Raw genomic sequence first — 21,087 nt, 5'->3', positions numbered from 1 at the left:
ATTTCTGCCGGTGCCGCCGCGGCGGTGTGCGTGGCGGCCCTCGTGGTCGCCGACGGCGCGGTCGCCGCCCCGTTACCGGGCGGTCTGGGACCGTGCGTCGGTGCAGCCTGCCCCGGCAAGTACCCGCCGGTGAACAACGAGGACTACGCGGGCCGGGACAACGGCATCAATGTCTTCGTCGGCGGTGAATTCCAGGTACGCGAAGCGGCGGCGGAAGCCGAAGGCCGAGTCGTCGTCCTCGGCAATTTCGACATGGCGAAACGAGAGGGCGTGTCCGCCATCTACAACGTCGGCATCGCCGGCGTCGGCTCGCGGGTCCCGCCCTCCGACGGCGCGGACTTCCTGACCACCGGCGGGAACGTGAGTGTCGCCTCGCCGCAACGGCTGGTCGCCGACGACGGTGTCGTCCGGCACGCGGGGACCGTCACCGGGACGGTGGACGGAACGCTCACCAAGGATGCCGACGCGGCGAAGCCCTATGTCGGCCTGCGCGAGGATCTTCGGGTGGCGAGCCAGTGCTACGCACGTGAAGGCACCACGCCGCGGCCTGCCACGGGCACGGCGCGCAACGAGGGATACCGCACCCTGTTCACCGGGGACGGGAAATCCGCGTTGCAGGTGTTCACCGTGGACTTCGACGTGACCGCGGCCAACGGCGGTATGCAGGGCATCGAGTTCGAAGGCATCCCGGCCGGGGCGACGATTCTGGTCAACATGGTGGGGGCGGCCAGGACGATCAACACCTTCACCGGCGATCCCGGCGACACCGACCCGATCAACAAGCTGCGGGAACGCCTGCTGTGGAACTTCCCGGACGCCACCAAGGTGAAGATCGCCGGTGGCGCCCAGTTCCAGGGAAGCGTGCTGATCGGCGATCCGGGAAGCACCGCGACGGTCACCGCGTCCGGGATGAACGGCCGTTTCTTCACCACCGGCACGCTGGTGCACTCCTCCGAGGCCACCGGCGGTGGCGGGCAGGAGTTCCACGCCTACCCGTTCAACGGCGATCTGCCCGACTGCGGCACCACACCGACCACGACGCCGAGCAGTTCGACCTCCACGTCGTCATCGTCTTCGACCTCGACGAGCCCGACCACGACCAGCAGTTCGCCGACGAGCAGCAGTTCTACGACGACCTCGTCGTCGACCACCACGTCCTCGTCTTCGACTACCTCATCGTCGAGCACTTCGTCTTCGACGACTTCGTCCTCGACCACCTCGTCTTCGACTACCTCTTCGAGCCCGACGAGTTCCAGCACCACGTCCAGCAGCAGCACGACCTCGTCGAGCCCGACCAGTTCGAGCAGCAGCATCACGTCGTCGAGCCCGACGAGTTCCAGCAGCACGCCGTCGTCGAGCTCGTCCAGCAGCACTTCGCCGACCACCAGCAGCAGTACGTCGAGCACCACGCCGGGACCCGGCGTCACGGCGAGCACCACACCCGGGCAGCCGGGAGCGACCACGCCGGGCGGCGGGCCGTCCGACAGCGGCCCGCTGGCCTCGACCGGCAGCGAGATCCGCGGCCTGCTGGTTCCCGGCCTGTTCCTGCTGCTGCTCGGTGGCGCGCTGGTGGCGATCACCCTCCGGTCGAGGCGCCGCGAGTCCTAGGCGAGCGCGGTGTCGATGATGTCGCGGCGGTCCGCCAGCAGGGCCTCCGCGGCGGTGCGGCCCGTCGCCGCTAAGTAGGCGTCGACGAGACGGTTGCCGACCGCGTATCCGGCACCGGTCGGCAGTCCGACAGGCGTGCCGCCGTAGCGGACGGCGCTCTCGTCACCGTGCACCCAGGCCACGAAGTTCTGCATACCGGTGATCTCCAGCCCGGAGACGACCTTCGCGAACACCGCGTCGTCGTGCAGATGCGGCACGCCGATGCGGGCGTAGCCGAGTTCGTCGCCGTACAACTGGCGGGCGAACGCGTCGGCCAGCCCCTCGGACACGATCTGCTCGCCGACGGTGACCGTCGTCGGATCCCAGATCACCCCGCCGGGGCTGTAGCGGAGGTTGTGGTTGAGCTCGTGGACCGCCGTGGCCTCCAGCCGCGCCAGGTTCTCCGGATACGGCCAGAAGTTGAGGTAGATGTAGCCGGACATACTGCCGTTCGCCGACATCCCCAGGTTCGGCCCCATGAAGTGCGCGTCGCCAGGGTCACCCAGAACGGTGAGGACGGTGATGTCCGGTACCGCGAGCCCCGGCGTCGCCGCGACCTGCGCGGTGACGGCGTCGTCGAGCGCCCGCCGGATCCGGTTCCAGGCGTCGGCCTCGTGCAGCGCTTCGAGGGCCTCCAGGCAGCGCTCTTCGTCACGGTCGAGCGGGAAGCCGGAGCTCATCGCGTGCATCGCGACGAGGTCGACGTCGCCGGGGAAGTAGCGGTACATCCCGGCGGCGGGTTCGACCATCGCCTTGAGCAGCGCGGCGCGGTCCGCCCGCGGCGCGCGCAGGATCCCGCGCATCGCCGGGTAGGTGTCGAGAACCTTGATCGTCATGGAAGAGACGCTAAAGGCTCCAGTGGGTGGAGACTCAAGTCCTCGTGAGTGGTAAGGGCGGTTAGGGCGGACCGGTGTTTGCCTACCCACACGTGACCAGGGCGAAGGTGACGTGGCGGCGGCGGCACGGTCGAGCGTGAAGGAATCGGGACGTTGAGTGTCCCAAATCCTTCATCGTCGAGGAGTGTTCCGGTCTCGGAGCTTGATCGACGGAAGATCGGGGACACTCAATGTCCCCAAACCTCCGTTGATCAAGCCCGGACACTCCAGCGCAAGCTCACCGAGATGACATCAGGAGCCAGTGGGCAGGCAAATACGGGTCCACCAGAACCGTCCTCACCACTCACGAGAGCGAGCACGGCTCACCCGGCGAGGAACTCCGCCACGGCCTTCCGCCCCGCGTCACCCGGCTCGCGGTTCTGGATCGAATGCGCCGCTCCCTCGACGATCACGACCTTCCCGCGTGGAGCGACCTTCGCCTCCTCGTACGCCCACTCCATCGGCGTGGACAGGTCGTGGTCGCCGTTGAGCAGCAGCACCGGGACGTCCGGGAGTTTCCCGCCAGGGTTCGAGCTCGGCGGCTCGACTGGCCAAGGCAGGCAGGTCTGGATGAATCCCTGTCCGGTCGCGACGGCTGGGCTGAACGGCCACGTTTCCCGCGCGCTCAAGCGTTTCTCGGCCAGTTTCAGCAGCGGCTCGCGGACGAAGCCCTGCGTTCCGGCGTCGCCCCAGGGGAACCGCATGTCGGCGCACAGCGTCGCCGCGTGCAGTCCGGAGCTGAAGGAGGCGAGCGGGTCGCCGCCGGAGGCGAGGTTCCGCAGCAGCGAGTCGAGTTTCGCGGTGTCACCACCGCGCGCGGTGCGCAGCGCGGTGATCAGGTCGGTCCCCATCACCGAGGGGTCCCGATAGCTCGGATCGACGAATTCGTAGGTGACGATCATGTCGAACAGCGCGACACCGGCCGCGGTGTCCCGGTTCCGGACGAGCCACGCGAGGTCCTCGGCCGGATCGGATCCGCACGCGGGCGGCTTGGCGCACGCACTGCGCAGCACCCGCGCGGTCGCCTTCAGCGCTTGGAGGTACAGCGACTGGCCGACCGTCGCGTGGTGGGGGAGAACCGAATCGAGGATCACCTTCGCGACGTTGCGCGGATGCGCGACGGCGTACCGCGCCGCGGTCAGCGAACCGTAGGAGACGCCGTCCACCACCATTTTCCGCGCACCCAGGGCCCGGCGGAGCAGGTCGAGGTCGGCGATCGTCGAGTCGCTGCCGTAGAACCGGGCCTTGGTGCCGAGCACGGCGGCACAGCCGTCGACGGCCGCGCGGGTCGGCGGTTCGATGTCCGAGCTGCCGACCTGGGCCTGCAGTTCCGGGCAGTCGAGGGCGTTCGCGCCGGTGCCGCGCTGGTCGATCATCACCAGGCGGTGGTCCTTGAACACCTCCGGCATCCGGTCTGACACCCTCGTGCTGAAGGGCACGCCGGGCTGCCCGGGGCCGCCGGTGAGGAACAGCAGCACCCCCTTGGGCGCGTTCGTGTTGTTCGCGGTGGCGACCTGGAGTTTCAGCGTGCCGGGTGTGCGGCCGCGATGGTCGAGCGGCACGGTCAACGTCGAACAGGTGAATCGCGCGTCGTGCGGGCAGGCCCGGGAATCCTCCAGCCGCGGCCCGGAGGCCGAGGCGGTGGCCGGTCCGGCGAGACCGGCCGACAGTGCGACGATCGCGGCGAGGACGAGCGTTTTCGATCGCATGGACCGATTCTGACCAGGCTCGAGCGAAGAAGTCGGCGTTTCCGCCAAGTTGGTCCGGTCGGGCGACCCTGAGACCGGACCCGGGGAAAGCCCGGATGTCCCCGAAGACGCCCGCCCCTAACCTCATGATCATGATCCGACGCATGCTGCTGGCCCTCCTCGCCGGCACGGCGGTCTGCCTCGTGCCCTGGACCGTCTACCTCGCCCACACGCTGCCCGACCGGTACGACACCGGCCAGTGGCGCGCGGCCTGGGTCGGATTCGACGTCGCCCTCTTGCTCTGCTTCGCCGCCGGGGCCTGGCTGGGCTTGCGCCGCCGCCGGGCGGCCGTCCCGCTGCTTTCGGCGACGGCCGCGATGCTGTGCTGCGACGCGTGGTTCGACGTCATGCTCGGCTGGACGTCGGCCGAGCGGTGGGCCAGTGTCGCTCTCGCCGTCTTCGTCGAGATCCCGGTCGCCGTGGTGCTGGCCCTCGCCGCGCGACGGCTGCTGAGCGAGGCGATGCCGCGACGATCGGTGACGTTGAGCGACATCGCGATGCGGGAGGACCGGCGATACCAGCAGGTCACCCGCGAGCTTCCCGCCGGCACCGACGAGGTGGCGCGCAGGACGGGCCTCGAGCGAGCCGATGTCGCGGAATGCCTGAAGACGTTGCAGGACAACGGCTTCGTGCGCCGTGACCGGAAAGGGAACTGGATCGCGATCCCGCAGGACCTGCGCGAGCCGAAGCCGGACGACTACGAAGGCGCCGACCGGGAGCGGGTCACCGCGTTCCTCGACGCGAAGTACGCGAACGAGGTCGCGCTGCTGTCCTGGGCCGCCGAGCACCGCGACGAGTTCGGCCCGTGGTCGACGGCTCAGCGGACCTCGGCGCGGCTGACCGAAGAGGAGTTCCGCGAACTGGACACGGAATACCGCGAGCTGATCAACCGGTACTGCCACCGGCGGCGGCGTCCGGCGGCGGGCGAGAAGGAGCTTTCCGTGCGCTTCTACGCATTCCCGCCGCCGGAGACCGTGCCGTCCTAGGGATGCCTCCAGGCCATGAACGTCTCCAACGTGGTCAATCGGTGCTCGCGCACGGCCAGTTCGATCTCCCCGGCCGGTGCGCTCCGGTCGAACAGGTCGAGGATGTTCTGGTGCTCCTGCACGGATTCGTGCGCGCGACCGGGCACGAAGCTGAACGTCGAGGTGCGCAGCCCGGCCAGCCGGTTCCAACCGCGGTTGACCAGGTCGAGCACCTGGGGGTTGGGACAGGTGCCGAACAGGACGCGGTGGAAGTCGCGGTTCAGCGCGGTGAACCGCGACGGCTCGAAGTTGTCGAGGCAGGCGGTCAGTTCCGCGTTGATCCCCTTGGCCTCGTCGAGTGCCTTGCCGGGCAAGGACGGCGCGGCCAAGGCGGCGGCGTAGCCCTCGACCAGCGCGAGCGTCTGCATGGTGTGCTGGTAGTCGCTCTCGTCGGCCATCGCGACCTGCGCGCCGATGTTGTGCTCGTAGGTCACCAGCCCCTCGGCCTCCAGTCGCCGGACCGCCTCGCGCACGGGCACGGTGCTGACCCCGAGTTCCTGCGCGATCTGCCCGAACACGAGGCGGTAGCCGGGGGAGAAGGTGCCGTCGTCGATCCGCGCCTTGATCCAGTGATAGGCGATCTGCGACTTGCTCATCGCGGTCGAGTTCACCGCGTCGCCTGCGGTCACGAGTAGTGCAGCCAGACGGATTTGATCTCCGTGTACGCGTCGATCGCCCACGGACCCATCTCACGCCCCCAGCCCGACGCCTTGTACCCGCCCCACGGCGCGGCCATGTCGGGGATAGGCGGCATGTTGACGAACACCGCGCCCGCCCGGATGCCGTTGGCGAACCGGTGCGCGACGCCGAGGTCGCGGGTCCACACGGTGGCCGCGAGCCCGTACTCGGTGTCGTTCGCGCGCGCCAGCAGTTCGTCCTGATCGTCGTAGGCGGTGACGGCGAGGACCGGCCCGAAGATCTCTTCGCGCATGATCGTCATGTCGTCGGCGACACCGGCGAAGAGCGTCGGCGAGTAGAAGTAGCCTTCACGGTCGACGGCCTGGCCGCCGGTGACCAGCTCCGCGCCCTGCTCACGGCCGGTCGAGACGAGGAAGTCCACGTGCTCGCGGTGCTTCGCGGACACCAGGGGCCCGAGCTGGGTGGACTCGTCGAGACCTGGCCCCAGCTTGAGCCCCTCGAGCCCGGCGGCCAGTTTCGCGACGAACTCCTGCTCGCGTTTGCGGTCCACGAAGAACCGGGTGTACGCGGCGCAGACCTGACCGCTGTTCAGTGTCGCGCCCGCGAGGTTGCCCGCGACGGCGGCGTCGATGTCGGCGTCGCCCGCGATGATGCTGGGCGCCTTCCCGCCGAGTTCGAGGGTGAGCCGTTTGAGGTTGGACTCCGCGCTCGCCGCCGTGATCAGCTTCCCGACCGCGGTCGACCCGGTGTAGGACAGGTGGTCGACATCGCCGTGCCCGCTCAGGAGCGCGCCCACCGCGCCGTCGCCGGTGACCAGGTTGACCACGCCCGGCGGGAACCCGGCCTCGTCCACCAGTTCCACCAGCCGGATGCTGGTCAGCGGCGTGACCTCGCTGGGCTTGATCACCACGGTGTTGCCGGTGGCCAGTGCGGGCGCCAGCTTCCACACCAGGATCATCAGCGGGAAGTTCCACGGCGTGATCAGCGCGTTGACCCCGACCGGCTCGCGGCGGGTGTAGTGCAGGGTGTCCGGGAAGGACACCGGGTTGGTGGTGCCCTGGATCTTGGTCACCCAGCCCGCGAAGTACCGCAGGTGCTCGGCCGCGCCGGTGACGCTGACCTGGCGGGAGATGCCGATCGGCTGGCCCTGGTCGCGCGTTTCGAGCGCGGCCAGCTCTTCGTGGTGCGTGTCGACCAGTGCCGCCAGCTTGAACAGCAGCGCGGCTCGCTGGACGGGCAGCAGCCCCGCCCAGGCGGGGTCGTCCAATGCCTTGCGGGCGGCACCGACGGCGGCGTCGACGTCGGCGGCCGACGCGGTGCCGACGTCCTCGATCACCTGGCCGGTGGCCGGATCGTACGTCGGCAGGGATCCGCCTCCGGCGGCGGTCCACTGTCCGTCGATGAACAGGCGTGTGGCCATGGCTAGCTCCTCCTCGACCGGTGTGTGATCGAGTATCGGGCGCCACGCGCTCTTCGGTCTTGCCCGCCAGGGCACGCCGATTGTCGGCCAGCGAACCGAATCCGCCGCACCGGGTCCCGACTTGCGAGGGTGGGGGACATGGACGTCATCGTGGTAGGAGCGGGTTCGGCCGGTTCGGTGGTCGCCAGGAGACTGGCCGACTCCGGGGCGTGGGTCACCCTGCTCGAAGCGGGCGGGCCGGACACCAACCCGGCCATTCACGACCCTTCGCGGGCCGGAGAGCTGTGGCACGGTCCGGAGGACTGGGACTACTACACGGTGCCGCAGCCGCACGCGGCGAACCGGCGGCTGCACCTGCCGCGCGGCAAGGTGCTCGGCGGGTCGCACGCGCTCAACGCGATGATCTGGGTACGCGGCGCCCCCGCCGACTACGACGGCTGGGACCTGCCCGGCTGGCGGTGGGACGACGTGCGCCCGGTGTTCGAGCGGATCGAGAAGGATCTGCTCGACGTCGTCCCGAACGAGCCGCTGCACCCGATCCAGCAGTCCATTGTGGACGCGGCGGTGCAGGCCGGTCTCCCGTTCAACCCGGACTACAACGGCGACGAGCTCGACGGGGTCTCGGTGCAGCGTGTCACCACGCGGGACGGCAAGCGGCTCAACACCTGGCTCGCGTACGGGCAGCCCGCGGCCGAGCGGATGACCGTCCACACGGGAGCGCTGGTGCACCGGCTGCTGATCGAGGGCACCAAGGTGACCGGGGTGCTGGCGGAGATCGACGGCGAACTGCGGAAGGTCTTCGCCGACGAGGTCGTACTCGCCGCCGGGGCCCTGGCCTCGCCCGCGATCCTGCTCCGCAGCGGTATCGGCCCCGTGGACGAGTTGGAGGTGCACGCCATCGACGTCGTCGCCGAGCTACCCGGAGTCGGGAAGAATCTGCACGACCACCTGCTGTCCCCGGTCATCTTCGCGACCGACCGGCGTGAGGTCGAGCCGCCCGCGCCCGGCCGCTCGGTCACGCAGACCCATCTGTTCTGGCGCAGCCGTCCCGGGCTGGCGGTGCCCGACACCCAGCCGATCCACTTCAGCGTGCCGATGTACGAATCGTGGATGACCGGCCCGGAAACCGGGTTCTCGCTGATGGCGGGCCTGGTGACGCCGCGCAGCCGGGGCAGTCTCCGGCTTTCGGGGCCGAGCCCGCTCGACGAGCCGCTGATCGACCTCGCCGCGCTGGAAGACCCGGCCGACTTCGAGAGCCTGGTCGCGTCGGTGGAACAGTGCCGGGAGATCGGCCGGGCGGCCGCCCTGGCGGAAGAGTGGGGTGCCCGCGAGCTGTACCCCGGGCCCGACACCGACGTCCGCGAGTACGTCCGGCGGACCGCCATCACCTACCACCACCAGGTCGGGACCTGCCGGATGGGGACCGACGCGGAGTCCGTGGTCGATCCGGAACTCGCCGTGCACGGACTGAGCGGGCTCCGGATCGCCGACGCGTCGGTGCTGCCGCGGGTGACCACGGGCAACACCAACGCGCCGGCGGTGCTGGTCGGCGAGCAGGCCGCTCGGTTCATGCTCGGCCGATAGTGCGGCGCAGCCAGGAGGCCCGGGTGGCGCGCGCCGCCCGGGCCACTTCGCTGTCCGGGGCGAACCGGTCGAAACCGTGGTACGCGCCCGCCCAGACGTGCAGTTCGGTGGGCACACCCGCTCGCCAGAGGCGGCGCGCGTAGTCGACGTCCTCGTCGCGGAAGATCTCGGCCGCACCGACCTCGATGAAAGCGGGCGGGAGCCCGGTGAGATCGGTCGCGGTCGAGGGGACCGCGTACGGCGATGTCTGTCCATTCAGGAGTGATCGCCAGCCGAACTCGTTGGCTTCCCGGCTCCAGACCCCGCGTTCCGCGAATTCCTTCGTGGACGCGGAGTCGTTGCGGCTGTCGATCATCGGGCACAGCAGCAGCTGCCCTGCCAGTGCCGGTCCGCCACGATCCCTTGCCAGTAGGGCGATTCCGGCACTTAGCCCGCCGCCCGCGCTCCCGCCGCCGACGATCAGCCGCGCGGGATCGAAGCCGAGTTCGGCGGCGTTCTCGACCATCCAGGTCAAGCCCGCGTAGCAGTCCTCGATGGGCGCCGGATGCGGATGCTCGGGGGCGAGCCGGTAGTCCACGGTCACCGCGACGAAGCCGAATTCCTCGACCAGCGCGACCATGCGGGGCAGGTCGGCGAACCGGTTGTCCAGCACCATGCCGCCGCCGTGGATGTTGTAGAACCCCGGTGCGCCCTGGGCATTCCGCGGTTTGACGACGGTCACGACCACGTCGGTGCCGGGCACGGTGCGGTCTTCCCAGACGAGATCCCGGTCCCCGATCGCCTCGGCGCAACTCAGGTTCATCTCGGCCATGGCTTGCCGCATTCCCGCCAGGGACTCGGCGCTCAGCGGCGGTCCGGACGGCACGCCGACGAGCGCTTCGGCGAGTTCGGGATCGAAGGCTGTCACGGTCCCTCCGGGTCGACGATGTCGCGGTCGGCCCAGTACGGCTCGACGAGTCCGCGAAGTTCTTCTGCGCCCACGCGTTCGACGAGGTCGACAGCGCCCAGGTTGTCTTCGAGCTGCGCGGTGCTGGTCGCGCCGAAGAGCGTCGTCGTGTTGGCGGGGTGGGTGAGGGTGAAGGCCAGGCACAGCTGCGCCGGTGTCGTCCCCAGTTCGGTCGCGATCTTCGCGAGTTCCGGGGCGGAGGCGGCGATGCGCTCGCGGATGTCGCCGGGGTCGCGGCCGACCTGCCGCGCGCCGCTGTTCTTGCCCAGCAGGATCCCGCCTTCGAAGATGTCCGAGGACTGCAGCGTGACCCCGAGTTCGCCGAAGATCTGCTTGAAGGGTTCACCGTCCGGAATGGACCGCCGGGCGACGCTGTATTTCAGTTGCGCGATGGCGGGGCCGGGCACGTTCTCCGCCGCCGCGAAGTCGTGGAGGGCCTTGATCGCGCCGGCGGACCAGTTGTTCACGCCCCACTGCCGGATGAGCCCGGCCTCGCGGAGTTCGTTCAGATCCAGGACGAGCCGGTGCAGATCGGTGTCTTCGCGCCGGAGATCGCCCAGCACCACCAGATCCGCGTGCTCGACGCCCGCGCGGAACAGCGCGTTGTCCAGTTGGTCGCGAAGGTTGTACTCCGGGTAGCCCTCCAGCCAGAGCTTGGCCGAAAGCAGGTAGTCCTCGCGCTTGATCCCGGCCGCGCGGACCATGGCGGAGAACAGCACGTCGGTGTAGACCGGGGTGGCGCCGGGGAAACCGTAGACACCGACGTCGAAGAGCGTGATCCCGGAATCGACCGCGGTGCGGACCAGGGTCACCGCCTCGCGGAAGTCCATCCGGTCGTAGGTGTGCCAGGAGCCGAGCGAGAGCACGCCGGTGAGCGGGCCGTCGCGGCCGATGCGGCGCTGGGGGATGACAGGCATGGGGTCTCCTAGGGAAGACGGGGATCGATGACGGCTTTGAGTTCGCCGAGCCGCGACATCGACTCGACGCTCTTGGACGCTTCGGAAAGGCCGACTGGTGCGCTGAACAGGTCGTCCCAGGGCAGCCGATCGGCGAAGGTGCGGAAGAAGTCCACCGAGCGGTGGTAATCGGCGATGTCGCCGTTGAGGGAGCCGACGACCGTGAGTTCCTTGCCCATCACGGTGCCCAGCGCCACGGGGGAGGGTACGGGGCCGGTGGAACCGACGATCGCGATCGTCCCGCGCTGCGCCGCGAACGCGACGGCCTCCTCGCCGATAGTGGGCCCGCCCGCGAAGTCGAAGACGTGGTCGGCGCCCCGGCCGCCGGTGAGTTCCTTGACCCGCTCGACGCGCTCTTCTGCGCTGCCGTCGACCGGGATCGTCGCTGTCGCCCCGAAGCGTTCGGCGGTCTCCAGCCGGTCGGCGGGCCCGCCGATGGTGATGACGTCACCCGCGCCGGAGATCCGGGCGACGGCGGTGGCGAACACGCCCAGCGCGCCGGCGCCCTGGACGACGACCGTCGCACCGGGACGGATCCCGCCCGAGCGCGAGACGGCCCGCAGCACGGTCTTGCCCGCGCAGCCCGACATCGAGGCCCAGGTGTCCTTGACGTCGTCCGGGAGCAGGAGCTTGGCCGCGCCGGGGGTCACGTAGCAGTACCGGACGAGACCGCCCGTGGCGTACGGGAAGACGTCGGAACGCTGGAGGAAGCCGTAGCCGCGCTTCTCGCAGGCGACCGGTTCGCGCAGGATCGTGCAGCCGTAACACTTTCCGCAGGTCGATTCGGACCAGCCGATGCGGGCGCCCTCGGTGATCTCGCGGCCGAGGGTGTCGGTGGTGCCCGGTCCGGCGGCCACCACCTCGCCGACCATTTCGTGTCCCAGCACCATCGGGAGCATGCCGGGGAAGGTCATCTGGCCGGACCAGATGTGCACGTCGGTGCCGCACAGGGTGGTGCAGGTGATCCGGACCAGCGCGGCGCCCGGTTCCGGCTCTTCCGGCAGCGGTAGTTCCCGCAAGGTGAGCGCGGAGCCGTGTTCGGTGAGCACCGCCGCTTCGGTTCTGTTGACCATCTTTTTAGTCTACAGTCGTAGGAGAAAAAGTCCAGATCCTGGAGGAAAGCATGCCGTCGCAACGTATTCGTCCCGCATCGCTCGTGGTTCGCGGCGGTCCCGTGCTCACTTTCGACCCGGCGGGCACCGTCGTGTCGGCGATGGCGGTCCGCGACGACCGGATCGTCGCCCTCGGCGATGTCTCCCTGGATCACGTCGGTCCGGAGACCGAGGTGATCGACCTGGCGGGCAGAACCGTTTTGCCGGGTATCAACGACGCGCACCTCCATGCGACCTGGCTGGGTGCCCGGTGGCCGGACACGCTCATCGGTGGTGCGGGATTCACCGGGGGAGAAGAGAAAACGGTGCGCAGTGCGGCCGAACGACGGGCCGCCATCCTCCGCGCGGGTGACCTGTGCGCGTCACTCGGCATCACCAGCTACACCGAGCCCGGTCTGGGTCCCGGCGAAACGGGTTGCTTCGGCGCCGAGGTGCTGGAGGAATACGCGGCGCTCGCCCGGGAAGGACTTCTGCGGGCGAGGGTGACCGCGCTGCGGCTGTTCGGCCTGCTCGACGGAGCGAGCTCCCTGACGGACTTCGAACGCGGGCTGGCCACGCCGTCGCCGTCCGCGGATCCGTTGTGGCTCAACGTGCCCGGCGTGAAGATCTTCGCCGACGGCATCCCGCCGATGCGGTCCGCGTGGACGCATCACTGCTACGCCGACGGTTCCCACGGCGTGCTGCTCGTCGACGGCGATGACGACCCGGGGCGCGCGGGCAACCTCGTCGCGATGATTCGCCTCGCCCACGAAGCCGGGATGGTGGTCGCCGTGCACGCCACGGGCGACCGGAGCATCGAAGCCGCGCTCGGCTCGCTCCGCCGGGGTGACCACCTGGTGCACGGGGACCTGGTGACGGTGGATCAGCTGGCGCGGATGGCTTCCGAAGGGGTCGGCCTGACCACGCAGCCCGCGATCGCGGTGGCGATGCGCGGAATGCTGTCGGACGCACTCGGCGCGGAAGTCGGTGCCCGCGCCTGGCCGCTGGCGGAGATGCTGGACTCCGGCGTCCCGCTGACCCTGAGCAGTGACGCGCCGGTGGTCACCCCGGACTGGCGGGTGCACATCGCCGCGGCCGCCCGGATGCTGGAAGTGTCCGATGTGGACCCCACGCTGATGGCCCGGCTGCTGCGCTGCTACACGGTCGCGGCCGCCGAGCAGGACGGGGCGGCGGACTGGAAGGGATCGCTGACCGTGGGCCGGGTCGCCGACTTCTGCGTGCTGGCGGCGAATCCGCTCGAGGTCGCGTTCGCGGACCTGCCGGACGTCGGTGTCGAACTCACCGTGTCCGGCGGCCGCGTCGTGTACTCAGGTGAGCAGTTGCCCGCCGTCGACCTGGAGGCTCACCCCGGTGAGATGGCCGGCGTCGGCGGAGGCGAGGAACAGGACTGACGGCACCACGTCGGCGACGGAAGCGATGGTCCCCAACGGGATCCTCGCTTCCCACGCCGCGCGGGCCGCGGTGTCCGAGGCGAAACCGGCGGTCATCGGCGTGAGCACCGGGCCGGGCGCGACGGCGTTGACCCGGATGCCGTGCGGGGCCAGTTCGAGCGCCGCCGAGCGGGTGAGGGCCTCGACAGCGGCCTTGGTGGCCTCGTAATGGCCGAGCCCGGGGGTCGGCTGCCGGGCGCCGATGGAGGTGATGTTGACGATGGAACCGCGGGTGCCCGCCTCGAGCATGTGCGCGCCGACCGCGCGGGTCATCAGGAAGGTGCCGCGGAAATTCACCCGCATGCACAGATCGAAGACGCCGATGTCCAGTCCCACCAACGGGCCGCCGCCGCCGGCGAGGCCTGCGTTGTTGACCAGGACGTCCACCGCGCCGAACCGTCCGGTGATCAGCGCCAGCGCCGCGTCGACCGATCCCGGATCGGAGATGTCGAGTTCGACGTGCTCCGCGCCGAGCTCATCCGCCAGGTCGTGGGCCGCGCGCGCGTCGACGTCGGCGATGACCACGCGGTCGCCCGCGGACTGGAAGGCTTCGGCGACACCGCGGCCGATGCCACTGGCACCGCCGGTCACCACTACGAGTCTCTTGTTCATTCTACAATCGTAGACTAAAACTTGTTTCCGTTGCCAGCGAAAGGAAAACTCGTGCACGAGAAACAGAACGGACTGGGCTTCGCCACTTCGGCGCTGGGCCTCGGCTCCTGGAACACCTGGGACCGCATGGACTTCGACGACGCCGTGCGCCTGATCCGGCGCGCGATCGACGCGGGGGTCACGCTGTTCGACGTGGCCCACTACAACATGGGACCGCATTCCGAACAGTCGCGCACGGACATCCTCTTCGGCGAGGCGATCCGGGCCGCCGGGATCCACCGCGACGAGTACCAGCTGTGCGGGAAACTCTGGCTCTGGGACTACCCGAACACCGGATTCGCCGAGCAGCTCGCGACCTCGTTCGACCGGATCGGCGTCGTCCACGCGGAAGCCGTCGTGGTCGGCGACTACTTCGGGGACCAGGACATCCCGCGGATCGTCACCGAGGTCGCGGAGCAGATCCGCGTCGGTCGCTTCGACGTCTGGGGCGTGAACAACTGGCTCGCGTCGGATCTCGATCGCGCGCTGGAATTCGCCTCTCGCGAAGGACTTCCGGCACCCTCGTTCGCGCAGCTGAAGTACAGCGTCGCGCGGCGTTCCATGGCCGAAGGTCCGTTCTATGGCGCGCATTTCGAGTCCGGACGGCTGACCTTGCAGGCGTCGGACATCTTCGAGGGCGGCGTGCTGCTCGGCAAGACCCCGGAGCGCAAGATCGGCGCGGATCCGGGCGGGATCCGGGAGTCGATCCGGGACGCCGCCTCGCGTGTCGCCGAGGTGGCCGGGGACTTCGGGGTGAGTCCTTCGCAGCTGTCTCTCGCGTTTTGTCTCGCCTACGAGCCGGTGGCGAACGTGCTGTTCGGCGTGAGCCGGCTGGCGCAACTGGAGGACAACTTGGGCGCTGTCGAGTTGGCTTCCGCGCACGGTGCGGAGGTGCGGGCGGCTCTCGAAGATCTCTGGCTGGACCGCTCGGTCGCCGCCGATGGGACCTTCTGAGGGCTGTCGGTGGTGCTATGAAAGGCCCGTTACTTGCAAAATTTGCAAGTAACGGGCCTTTCATAGCGCGCGCGAGCGGAGCGTCAGCCGAGGAACTCCAGCACGGCCGCCTTGAACTCCGGCCCCCGCAAAGCGCCGCCGTGATCCCCGGGCACCCGCACCAGCGAAGCCCCGGGCACCAGCTCGGCGAGAGTCTCGATGCCCTGGCTGATCGGATCGTCGGTACCCGCCACGAACCGCGTCGGCACCGAGACCGCACCCGCCACCGGCGAGAAAGGCTCGGCACGCAGGTCTTCGATGCACCGGGCGAGCGCGGCCGGATTGCGTCCCGGCGCGGTGATCATGTGCGCGATCATTCCCGTCAGCGGATCCGCGGGCGCCTTCCCGCCGTCGGCGAACGCCAGCGCCGCCGCGACGTCGACGGCACCGAACGGTTCGAACGGGCTCACTCCGGCCAGCACCAGCCGCCGGACCGGCGCCTGCGCTGGCAGTTCCCAAGCCAGCCGGGCACCGAGCGAATAGCCGACGACGTCCACTTCGGACAGACCCGAGACGAGCCGGGTCAGTTCGCCGGTGATCGCGACGGCACCCAGCGAGCCCGCGGGAGCGGGGCTGGAGCCGTGCCCGGGAAGGTCGGGAACGAGCACCTCGCGGCCCGCGGCGGTGAGTGCGGCGGGCCATCCCGTGGTGATCCAGTCGGTGTGCCCGTCGGAGGCGAATCCGTGCACCAGCAGGACCGGCGGTCCCGAGACGGTTTGCGGAACGAACCGGCGCACGGCCAGAGAAGTAGTGGCAGACAAAGGGAATCCTTTCTCAGCTGCCGGAGGGACGTCGGGTGCGCAGACGCTGCATTTCGCTCAGCGTCCGCGCGCGGGCGTCGACGGCGATGCGCAGCGACGATCCGATGAGGTTCAGCAGGAAGACGCACACCATGATCGTCACGCCGGGCGCGATCACCAGCCAGGGCGCCTGCACCAGGTACGACCGGCCCTCGGCGATCATGTTGCCCCAGGTCGGGGTCGGGGGAGCGATACCGAGGCCGAGGAAGCTCATCGCGCCGTCCACCAGCATCGCCGCCGCGGACAGGATGACCACCTGCACCAGCGCCAGCGGCAGCACGTTCGGGAACACGTGGACGACGAGGATCTTCCACTTGCTCATCCCCGAGACCCGCGCCGCGCCGATGTAGGCACGGCCCGCGATCCCGAGCACCCGGCTGCGGATGACCCGGGCGGTGAACGGCGTGAAGATCACCGTCAGCGCGATCAACTCGGTCCAGATGCTCGCGCCGAGCGAGATCGCCAGCGCCATCGCGAGGATGATCGCCGGGAACGACATCCAGGCGTCCATCAAGCGCATCAGCACCGCGTCGGCCGCACGGAAGAACCCGCTGATCAGCCCGATCACCAGGCCGGTGAAGGCCGCGCAGAGGGTGATCAAGGCGGACAGCCCGAGCGACGCCCGGCCACCGGACACCAGCCGGGCGAGCACGTCGCGCCCGAACGAGTCCGTGCCGAGCAGATGCGCGGACGACGGCGGCAGCAGCCGGTTGACCGGGTCGGTCGCGCTGACGCTCGGCAGGAAGAACGGCAGCACGATCACGGTCAGGACGATCAGCGCCAGCAGCGCGGTGGTGATGACCAGCATCCGGTTGCGCCGGAACAGCTTGGCCGCGCGACCGGCCGAGGGCGCTTCACGCACCGGGGACGTCTTTTCCACCAGAGCCACGCTCACGAGACACGCACCTTCGGATCGAGCAGCGCGTACGACAGGTCCACCAGGAGGTTGACCAACACGAACAGCACCGCGACGAACAGCGTCACACCCTGGATCAACGGGAAGTCGCGAGTGGACACCGCACCCATCAGCAGATGGCCCAGCCCCGGCACGACGAAGATGGATTCGATGATCACGATCCCGCCGACCAGCATGGCGAAGTTGCTGCCCAGCTGGGTGATCAGCGGCATCAGCGCGTTCGGCAGGACGTGCTTGGTCATCACCTGCCGCTCGGACAGCCCCTTGACCCTCGCGGTGCGCAGGTACGCCAGCGGCAGCTCGCCGAGCAGGCTCTCGCGCAGCGTCAGCACGAACAACGCGGTCTGCCCGATGACCAGCACGGTCAGCGGGAGCACCAGCGCGGGCACCGCCGTCGCCGGGTCGGTGAACAGGTTTTCGTAACCGCTGGAGGGGAACCAGCGCAGCGTCACTGAGAACACCAGCACGAGCATCAGCGAGATCCAGAAGTCCGGCATCGCCATGCCGAGCGCGGAGAGCCGGTCCAGCGCCCGCGCCACCGGGTTGCGCGGCGACACCGCCTGCCAGGACGTGATCGCGACGGAGAGGAAGAAGCTGATCACCGTCGACAGCACGGCGAGGGTAAGCGTCGGCAGGATGTGGTCGGCGACCACGCCGAGCACCGGCGCGTGATAGGTGATCGACGTCCCGAAGTCGCCGTGCAGCACGTTCCCGGCCCAGCTGAGGTATTGCTCCCACAGTGGTCCGTTCAGCCCCATGCTCTCCCGCAGGGCGTCCACATCGGACGGTCGTGCGGTCGGGCCGAGGATGGCCTGCGCCGGGTCGCCGGGGATCAGCCGGATGACGAAGAACATCATCGTCCCGACGATCACCAGGATGATCACCAGATCGCGCAGCCTGCGCAGCAGCAGACCGGTCATGATGCCAGCCAGGTGTTCCAGAAGACGCGGTAGAAGTCGCCGTAGCCCTTGAGCTTGGGGGAGTAGGCCGCGTACAGCTTGGACTGGCTCAAGGTGATCACCGACAGCTGCTTCCAGGTGAACCCCTGGAGCTTGTCCACCACCGCTTTCGCCTGCTCGGGCGTCGTCGAGGCGTTGAACTCCGCCATGAGCCCGTCGAGCTCGGGCGAGGACGAACCGTTCAGCGTGCCCAGGGTGAGCGCGGGCATCTGCGCGGGCGAGGTCAGCGCCGAGTCGAAGAACAGCGTGGTGATGTCCCAGCCGCCCGGTTCCTTGGTCAGCGTGCCGAGCATGGTGGCGAAGTCGAAGGTGTCGATCTTGGTGTTGATGCCGATCTTCGACAGGCTGTCCTGGATCAGCACGGCCCACTTGCCGAACTCCGGGTACGAGTTCGTGGTGACGATGCGGATCGTCGCGCCCGCGGTGATGCCGACCTCGGCCAGCAGCTGCTTGGCCTTCTCCGGGTCGTGCTTCTTGTAGACCTCTTCGCCGGCGGTGGAATAGAACTGCTTGTTGTCCGGCGAGGCGAAGGCCCCGGTCTCGAGGGTGAGGTCCTTGCTGCCGCCGGTGGCCGCGTTGATCGCGGGCTTGTCCAGCAACAGGTTCAGCGCCTCGCGGGCCCGGGGGTCGGCGAACTTCGAACCGGTGTTGAAGTTCGGGATCACGACGTTGTCATTGCCGCCGGGGAGGTTGTGCACGACCACGGCCGGGTTGTTGCGCAGCGTCTCGTACTGGTCGTTGGTGGGCATGATGTGGTCCCACTGCCCGGTCTGCAGGCCGTTGATCAGCGCGTCCTGGTCGGAGACCACCTTGTAGGTCACGGTGTCCAGGTACGCGTGCTTGGCGCCCGCCTGGCCGCCCCAGTCCTCCTCGGTCCGGGACTTGTAGCCGGAGTACCGCTCCAGCACCAGTTCACGGCCGATGTCCCAGCTCTTCAGCTTGTACGGCCCGGTGCCGATCGCCTTGTCCTGGGCGAAACCGGTCGGCGCGACGCCCGTGAGGTTCTTCGCCTCGTAGATCTCCGTGCCCGCGCCTGCGAGCTCGTTGATCAGCGGGTAGCGCGGCTGCTTGAGCTTGATGGTCACCGTCGCCGGGTCGGTCGGCGTGATCGCCTCGATGTCCGGGGTGACCAGCTGGCCGGTGCGGTGCACCTGCTGCCAGCGCTTGAGACTCGCCACGACGTCCTCGGACGTCAGCGCGTTCCCGTCGTGGAAGGTGACGCCCTGGCGCAGCTTGAAGGTGTAGGTGAGCCTGTCCGGGCTGGTGGTGAAGTCCTCGACCAGCATGGGCCGGGCGGTGAAGCCGCGGTCCACTTCGAACAGCTTCTCGTACATCATGTTGCCGATGTGGGCGGTCACCTGGCCGGGGTTCGCGACCATGTCGAGCGACTGCGGGTCGGTCGGCACCGCGACGTTCAGGTTGCCGCCGGGCTTCGGGGGACCGTCGGCGGCGCCACCGCCTGCCTGCCCTCCCATACACGAGCTGAGCAGCAGGACGGTCGCCAAGCCGAGGGCGGCCGAGGTCAGGGTTCGTCTCATGGGTTCCGCACTCCAGTGTGGGGGTGGGCGGGCAGTTCGGGGTTCGCCGCGAGGAGACGGCGGGTGTAGTCGTGGCGGGCGCGAAGCCGGATCTCGTCCGGGTCACCGATTTCGATCAGTTCGCCCCGGTACATCACGCCGACGCGGTCGGCGACCGAGAGCACCAGGCTGAGGTTGTGCGTGATGAACAGGAAGCTGAGCGCACGGGTTCGCCGCAGTTCGAGCAGCAGGTTCATCACCTGGCCCTGCACCGAGACGTCGAGCGCGGAGGTGGGCTCGTCGGCGACGATGAGGTCGGGTTCGGCGGCGATCGCGCGGGCGATCGAGACACGCTGCCGTTGTCCGCCGGAGAGCTGCGAGGGCAGTTTCTTCGCGGTGTCCGAGGGGAGACCGACCTCGTCGATCAGCTCGGTCACCCGGCGGTCGAGTTCGGCGCCGCGCAGGCCGGTGAGCTCCCGCAGCGGTTCGGCGATGATCCGGGCGGCGGTGTGCCGGGGATCGAGCGAACTCTGCGGGTCCTGGAAGATGAGCTGCGCGCGGCGGCGGAAGGAGCGCTCGTCGCCGTCGAGCCCGGACTGGGTGCACCGGTGCTCGCCGAAGGTGATGGTGCCTTCGGTCGGGGTCTCCAGCGCGCTCACCAGGCGGCCGAGTGTCGTCTTGCCCGAACCTGATTCCCCGACCAGGCCGAAGAACTCGCCGGGCGCGATCTCCAGCGAGACGTCCTTGACCGCGTGCACCTCGGATTCGCGGCTCAGGGAGAACCGGCTGCGGCGTCCGTACACTTTGGACACCGAGTCGATCACGAGCGCGGTGCCTTCACCCGCGTTGTCCGCCTTGGCGCGGTTCAGGGGCCGGGTCTCGGTCGCGACCGCCGAATCGCCGTTCATCGCGGCTTCGAGCAGTGCTTCGGAGATGGTGGGGAAGCCGTCGCGCCTGCTCACCCCGAGCTTCGGGACGCAGTCGAGCAGCGCCTTGGTGTAGGGATGCTTCGGCGCGTGCAGAATGTCCTCTTTGGACCCGAGCTCGACCAGTTCGCCGCGGTACATCACCGCGATCCGGTCCGCCACCTGCGCGGCGACGCCCATGTCGTGCGTGATGAAGACGCACGCGGTGCCGTGGTCGCGGCGGACGCGGTCGAACAGGGTGAGGATCTCCGCCTGCGTGGTCACGTCCAAGGCCGTGGTCGGCTCGTCGGCGATGAGCAGGCCGGGGTCGGCCATCAGGGCCAGCGCGATCATCACGCGCTGCTGCATCCCGCCCGACATCTGGTGCGGGTACAGGGAAAGCACCCGGTCGGTGTCGGTGAGCCCGACCTCCTGCAGCAGTCCGCGCGCCTTCGCTTCGGCCTCGCGGTGCAACGGCGTGCCCTTGCGCGCGGCCTGTCGCGGCAAGGAACCGGGCTTGCGGTAGGCCTCGATCAGCTGCTTGCCGACCCGTTGGCTCGGATTGAGCGAATCCAGTGCCTCCTGGAAGATCATCCCGATCCGCGGGCCGCGGTAGGCGCGCATTTCGTCGGCGGAGAGGCGCGTGAGATCCACGCCGTCGACGGTGATCTCACCGCGGGTGAACACCGGCGCGACGAACTCCAGCAACCGGATGATCGACAAGGCCGTCACCGTTTTACCGCTGCCGGATTCGCCGACCACGCAGAGTGTCCGGCCTTGTTCGAGGTCGAACGAAAGTTCGCGGACCAGTTCGCGTTCGGTTTCGTCGGCGATCACACCGACGGTCAGTTCTCGTAATTCGAGCAGGGTCATGAATCCCCTTTCCCGAGCCCGCCCGAAGCGGACCGCACAGCCGGGGAACGGGCCTCCGGCGGGGGTAGTTCTACGCATGTTGACACTGGGG

Annotated in this window: 18 protein-coding genes; 5 read left to right on the top strand and 13 right to left on the bottom strand. The window is 69.1% G+C overall.

All coding sequences use genetic code 11. From position 1 onward, the window contains the following. Positions 1 to 30 precede the first annotated feature (30 nt). Positions 31 to 1,608 carry a choice-of-anchor A family protein gene (locus tag ACLJRM_RS03165; RefSeq protein ID WP_410662197.1) on the top strand — a complete coding sequence of 526 codons (1,578 nt, stop codon included), beginning with the start codon at positions 31 to 33 and terminating at the stop codon, positions 1,606 to 1,608. Here the strand turns inward: ACLJRM_RS03165 and ACLJRM_RS03160 are convergent. Both ACLJRM_RS03160 and ACLJRM_RS03155 read right to left on the bottom strand, forming a co-directional pair. Further along, positions 1,605 to 2,483: a DUF2268 domain-containing protein gene (locus ACLJRM_RS03160; RefSeq protein WP_410662196.1), complete on the bottom strand. Its 879-nt coding sequence runs from the start codon at positions 2,481 to 2,483 to the stop codon at positions 1,605 to 1,607. The genes ACLJRM_RS03165 and ACLJRM_RS03160 overlap by 4 nt on opposite strands. Positions 2,484 to 2,845: 362 nt before the next feature. Further along, the gene (locus tag ACLJRM_RS03155) at positions 2,846 to 4,231 is read right to left on the bottom strand and encodes an alpha/beta fold hydrolase (protein ID WP_410662195.1); all 1,386 of its coding nucleotides are present in this window, start codon (positions 4,229 to 4,231) and stop codon (positions 2,846 to 2,848) included. A 131-nt stretch (positions 4,232 to 4,362) separates the two neighbouring features. On the opposite strand from ACLJRM_RS03155, the gene ACLJRM_RS03150 reads away from it, so the two are divergent. Then, positions 4,363 to 5,256: a helix-turn-helix domain-containing protein gene (locus ACLJRM_RS03150; RefSeq protein ID WP_233223147.1), complete on the top strand. Its 894-nt coding sequence runs from the start codon at positions 4,363 to 4,365 to the stop codon at positions 5,254 to 5,256. Here ACLJRM_RS03150 and ACLJRM_RS03145 read toward each other — a convergent pair. After that, positions 5,253 to 5,924, bottom strand: a complete 672-nt coding sequence (locus tag ACLJRM_RS03145) for a GntR family transcriptional regulator (RefSeq protein ID WP_410662194.1) — start codon at positions 5,922 to 5,924, stop codon at positions 5,253 to 5,255. The two genes, ACLJRM_RS03150 and ACLJRM_RS03145, sit on opposite strands and share 4 nt — an antisense overlap. Further along, positions 5,921 to 7,354, bottom strand: a complete 1,434-nt coding sequence (locus ACLJRM_RS03140) for an aldehyde dehydrogenase family protein (protein ID WP_101608235.1) — start codon at positions 7,352 to 7,354, stop codon at positions 5,921 to 5,923. The genes ACLJRM_RS03145 and ACLJRM_RS03140 overlap by 4 nt, the downstream gene beginning before the upstream one ends. Positions 7,355 to 7,492: 138 nt before the next feature. Between ACLJRM_RS03140 and ACLJRM_RS03135 the strand changes: the two genes are divergently transcribed. Further along, a complete protein-coding gene (locus tag ACLJRM_RS03135) occupies positions 7,493 to 8,938 on the top strand; it encodes a GMC family oxidoreductase (protein WP_410662193.1) in 1,446 nt (481 codons plus the stop codon). Here the strand turns inward: ACLJRM_RS03135 and ACLJRM_RS03130 are convergent. From ACLJRM_RS03130 to ACLJRM_RS03120, 3 genes are read right to left on the bottom strand one after another with little or no spacing between them, the layout of a single operon-like run. Next, the gene (locus tag ACLJRM_RS03130) at positions 8,922 to 9,845 is read right to left on the bottom strand and encodes an alpha/beta hydrolase (protein ID WP_410662192.1); all 924 of its coding nucleotides are present in this window, start codon (positions 9,843 to 9,845) and stop codon (positions 8,922 to 8,924) included. The genes ACLJRM_RS03135 and ACLJRM_RS03130 overlap by 17 nt on opposite strands. Further along, positions 9,842 to 10,801 carry an aldo/keto reductase gene (locus ACLJRM_RS03125; protein ID WP_410662191.1) on the bottom strand — a complete coding sequence of 320 codons (960 nt, stop codon included), beginning with the start codon at positions 10,799 to 10,801 and terminating at the stop codon, positions 9,842 to 9,844. The genes ACLJRM_RS03130 and ACLJRM_RS03125 overlap by 4 nt, the downstream gene beginning before the upstream one ends. 8 nt (positions 10,802 to 10,809) lie before the next feature. Further along, positions 10,810 to 11,913 (bottom strand): zinc-binding dehydrogenase, encoded by a 1,104-nt coding sequence (locus ACLJRM_RS03120; protein ID WP_410662190.1) that lies wholly within the window; start codon positions 11,911 to 11,913, stop codon positions 10,810 to 10,812. Positions 11,914 to 11,963: 50 nt separating this feature from the next. Here ACLJRM_RS03120 and ACLJRM_RS03115 point away from each other — a divergent pair, with 50 nt between their 5' ends. Then, entirely contained in the window at positions 11,964 to 13,343 is a 1,380-nt protein-coding gene (locus ACLJRM_RS03115) for an amidohydrolase (protein ID WP_410662189.1), read from the top strand. Here the strand turns inward: ACLJRM_RS03115 and ACLJRM_RS03110 are convergent. Beyond that, entirely contained in the window at positions 13,260 to 13,976 is a 717-nt protein-coding gene (locus ACLJRM_RS03110) for an SDR family NAD(P)-dependent oxidoreductase (protein ID WP_101608229.1), read from the bottom strand. The genes ACLJRM_RS03115 and ACLJRM_RS03110 overlap by 84 nt on opposite strands. A gap of 69 nt (positions 13,977 to 14,045) precedes the next feature. Between ACLJRM_RS03110 and ACLJRM_RS03105 the strand changes: the two genes are divergently transcribed. Next, positions 14,046 to 14,987 (top strand): aldo/keto reductase, encoded by a 942-nt coding sequence (locus ACLJRM_RS03105; RefSeq protein ID WP_410662188.1) that lies wholly within the window; start codon positions 14,046 to 14,048, stop codon positions 14,985 to 14,987. 83 nt (positions 14,988 to 15,070) lie between these two features. Here the strand turns inward: ACLJRM_RS03105 and ACLJRM_RS03100 are convergent, their stop codons facing one another. From ACLJRM_RS03100 to ACLJRM_RS03080, 5 genes are read right to left on the bottom strand one after another with little or no spacing between them, the layout of a single operon-like run. Continuing rightward, on the bottom strand, positions 15,071 to 15,769 hold the full coding sequence (locus ACLJRM_RS03100) for an alpha/beta fold hydrolase (protein ID WP_101613224.1): 699 nt from the start codon (positions 15,767 to 15,769) through the stop codon (positions 15,071 to 15,073). Between the two features lie 31 nt (positions 15,770 to 15,800). After that, positions 15,801 to 16,721, bottom strand: a complete 921-nt coding sequence (locus tag ACLJRM_RS03095) for an ABC transporter permease (protein WP_101608227.1) — start codon at positions 16,719 to 16,721, stop codon at positions 15,801 to 15,803. Continuing rightward, entirely contained in the window at positions 16,718 to 17,662 is a 945-nt protein-coding gene (locus ACLJRM_RS03090) for an ABC transporter permease (RefSeq protein ID WP_020636398.1), read from the bottom strand. The genes ACLJRM_RS03095 and ACLJRM_RS03090 overlap by 4 nt, the downstream gene beginning before the upstream one ends. Then, positions 17,659 to 19,239: an ABC transporter substrate-binding protein gene (locus ACLJRM_RS03085; protein WP_410662187.1), complete on the bottom strand. Its 1,581-nt coding sequence runs from the start codon at positions 19,237 to 19,239 to the stop codon at positions 17,659 to 17,661. Before ACLJRM_RS03085 ends, ACLJRM_RS03090 begins: the two co-directional genes overlap by 4 nt. Further along, positions 19,236 to 20,996 (bottom strand): dipeptide ABC transporter ATP-binding protein, encoded by a 1,761-nt coding sequence (locus ACLJRM_RS03080; RefSeq protein WP_410662186.1) that lies wholly within the window; start codon positions 20,994 to 20,996, stop codon positions 19,236 to 19,238. The genes ACLJRM_RS03085 and ACLJRM_RS03080 overlap by 4 nt, the downstream gene beginning before the upstream one ends. Positions 20,997 to 21,087: the final 91 nt, after the last annotated feature.

It is taken from the genome of Amycolatopsis sp. lyj-84 (genome assembly GCF_046549075.1).
Classification (GTDB): Bacteria; Actinomycetota; Actinomycetes; order Mycobacteriales; family Pseudonocardiaceae; genus Amycolatopsis.
The sequence above is the reverse complement of the archived record's forward strand: the minus strand, read 5'-3'. Positions and strand labels throughout refer to the sequence as shown.

Coding starts and splice junctions, on each gene's coding strand:
- ACLJRM_RS03160 (WP_410662196.1), bottom strand. CDS start 2,483: ATGACGATCAAGGTTCTCGACACCTACCCGGCGATGCGCGGGATCCTG.
- ACLJRM_RS03155 (WP_410662195.1), bottom strand. CDS start 4,231: ATGCGATCGAAAACGCTCGTCCTCGCCGCGATCGTCGCACTGTCGGCC.
- ACLJRM_RS03150 (WP_233223147.1), top strand. CDS start 4,363: ATGATCCGACGCATGCTGCTGGCCCTCCTCGCCGGCACGGCGGTCTGC.
- ACLJRM_RS03140 (WP_101608235.1), bottom strand. CDS start 7,354: ATGGCCACACGCCTGTTCATCGACGGACAGTGGACCGCCGCCGGAGGC.
- ACLJRM_RS03135 (WP_410662193.1), top strand. CDS start 7,493: ATGGACGTCATCGTGGTAGGAGCGGGTTCGGCCGGTTCGGTGGTCGCC.
- ACLJRM_RS03125 (WP_410662191.1), bottom strand. CDS start 10,801: ATGCCTGTCATCCCCCAGCGCCGCATCGGCCGCGACGGCCCGCTCACC.
- ACLJRM_RS03120 (WP_410662190.1), bottom strand. CDS start 11,913: ATGGTCAACAGAACCGAAGCGGCGGTGCTCACCGAACACGGCTCCGCG.
- ACLJRM_RS03115 (WP_410662189.1), top strand. CDS start 11,964: ATGCCGTCGCAACGTATTCGTCCCGCATCGCTCGTGGTTCGCGGCGGT.
- ACLJRM_RS03090 (WP_020636398.1), bottom strand. CDS start 17,662: ATGACCGGTCTGCTGCTGCGCAGGCTGCGCGATCTGGTGATCATCCTG.
- ACLJRM_RS03085 (WP_410662187.1), bottom strand. CDS start 19,239: ATGAGACGAACCCTGACCTCGGCCGCCCTCGGCTTGGCGACCGTCCTG.
- ACLJRM_RS03080 (WP_410662186.1), bottom strand. CDS start 20,996: ATGACCCTGCTCGAATTACGAGAACTGACCGTCGGTGTGATCGCCGAC.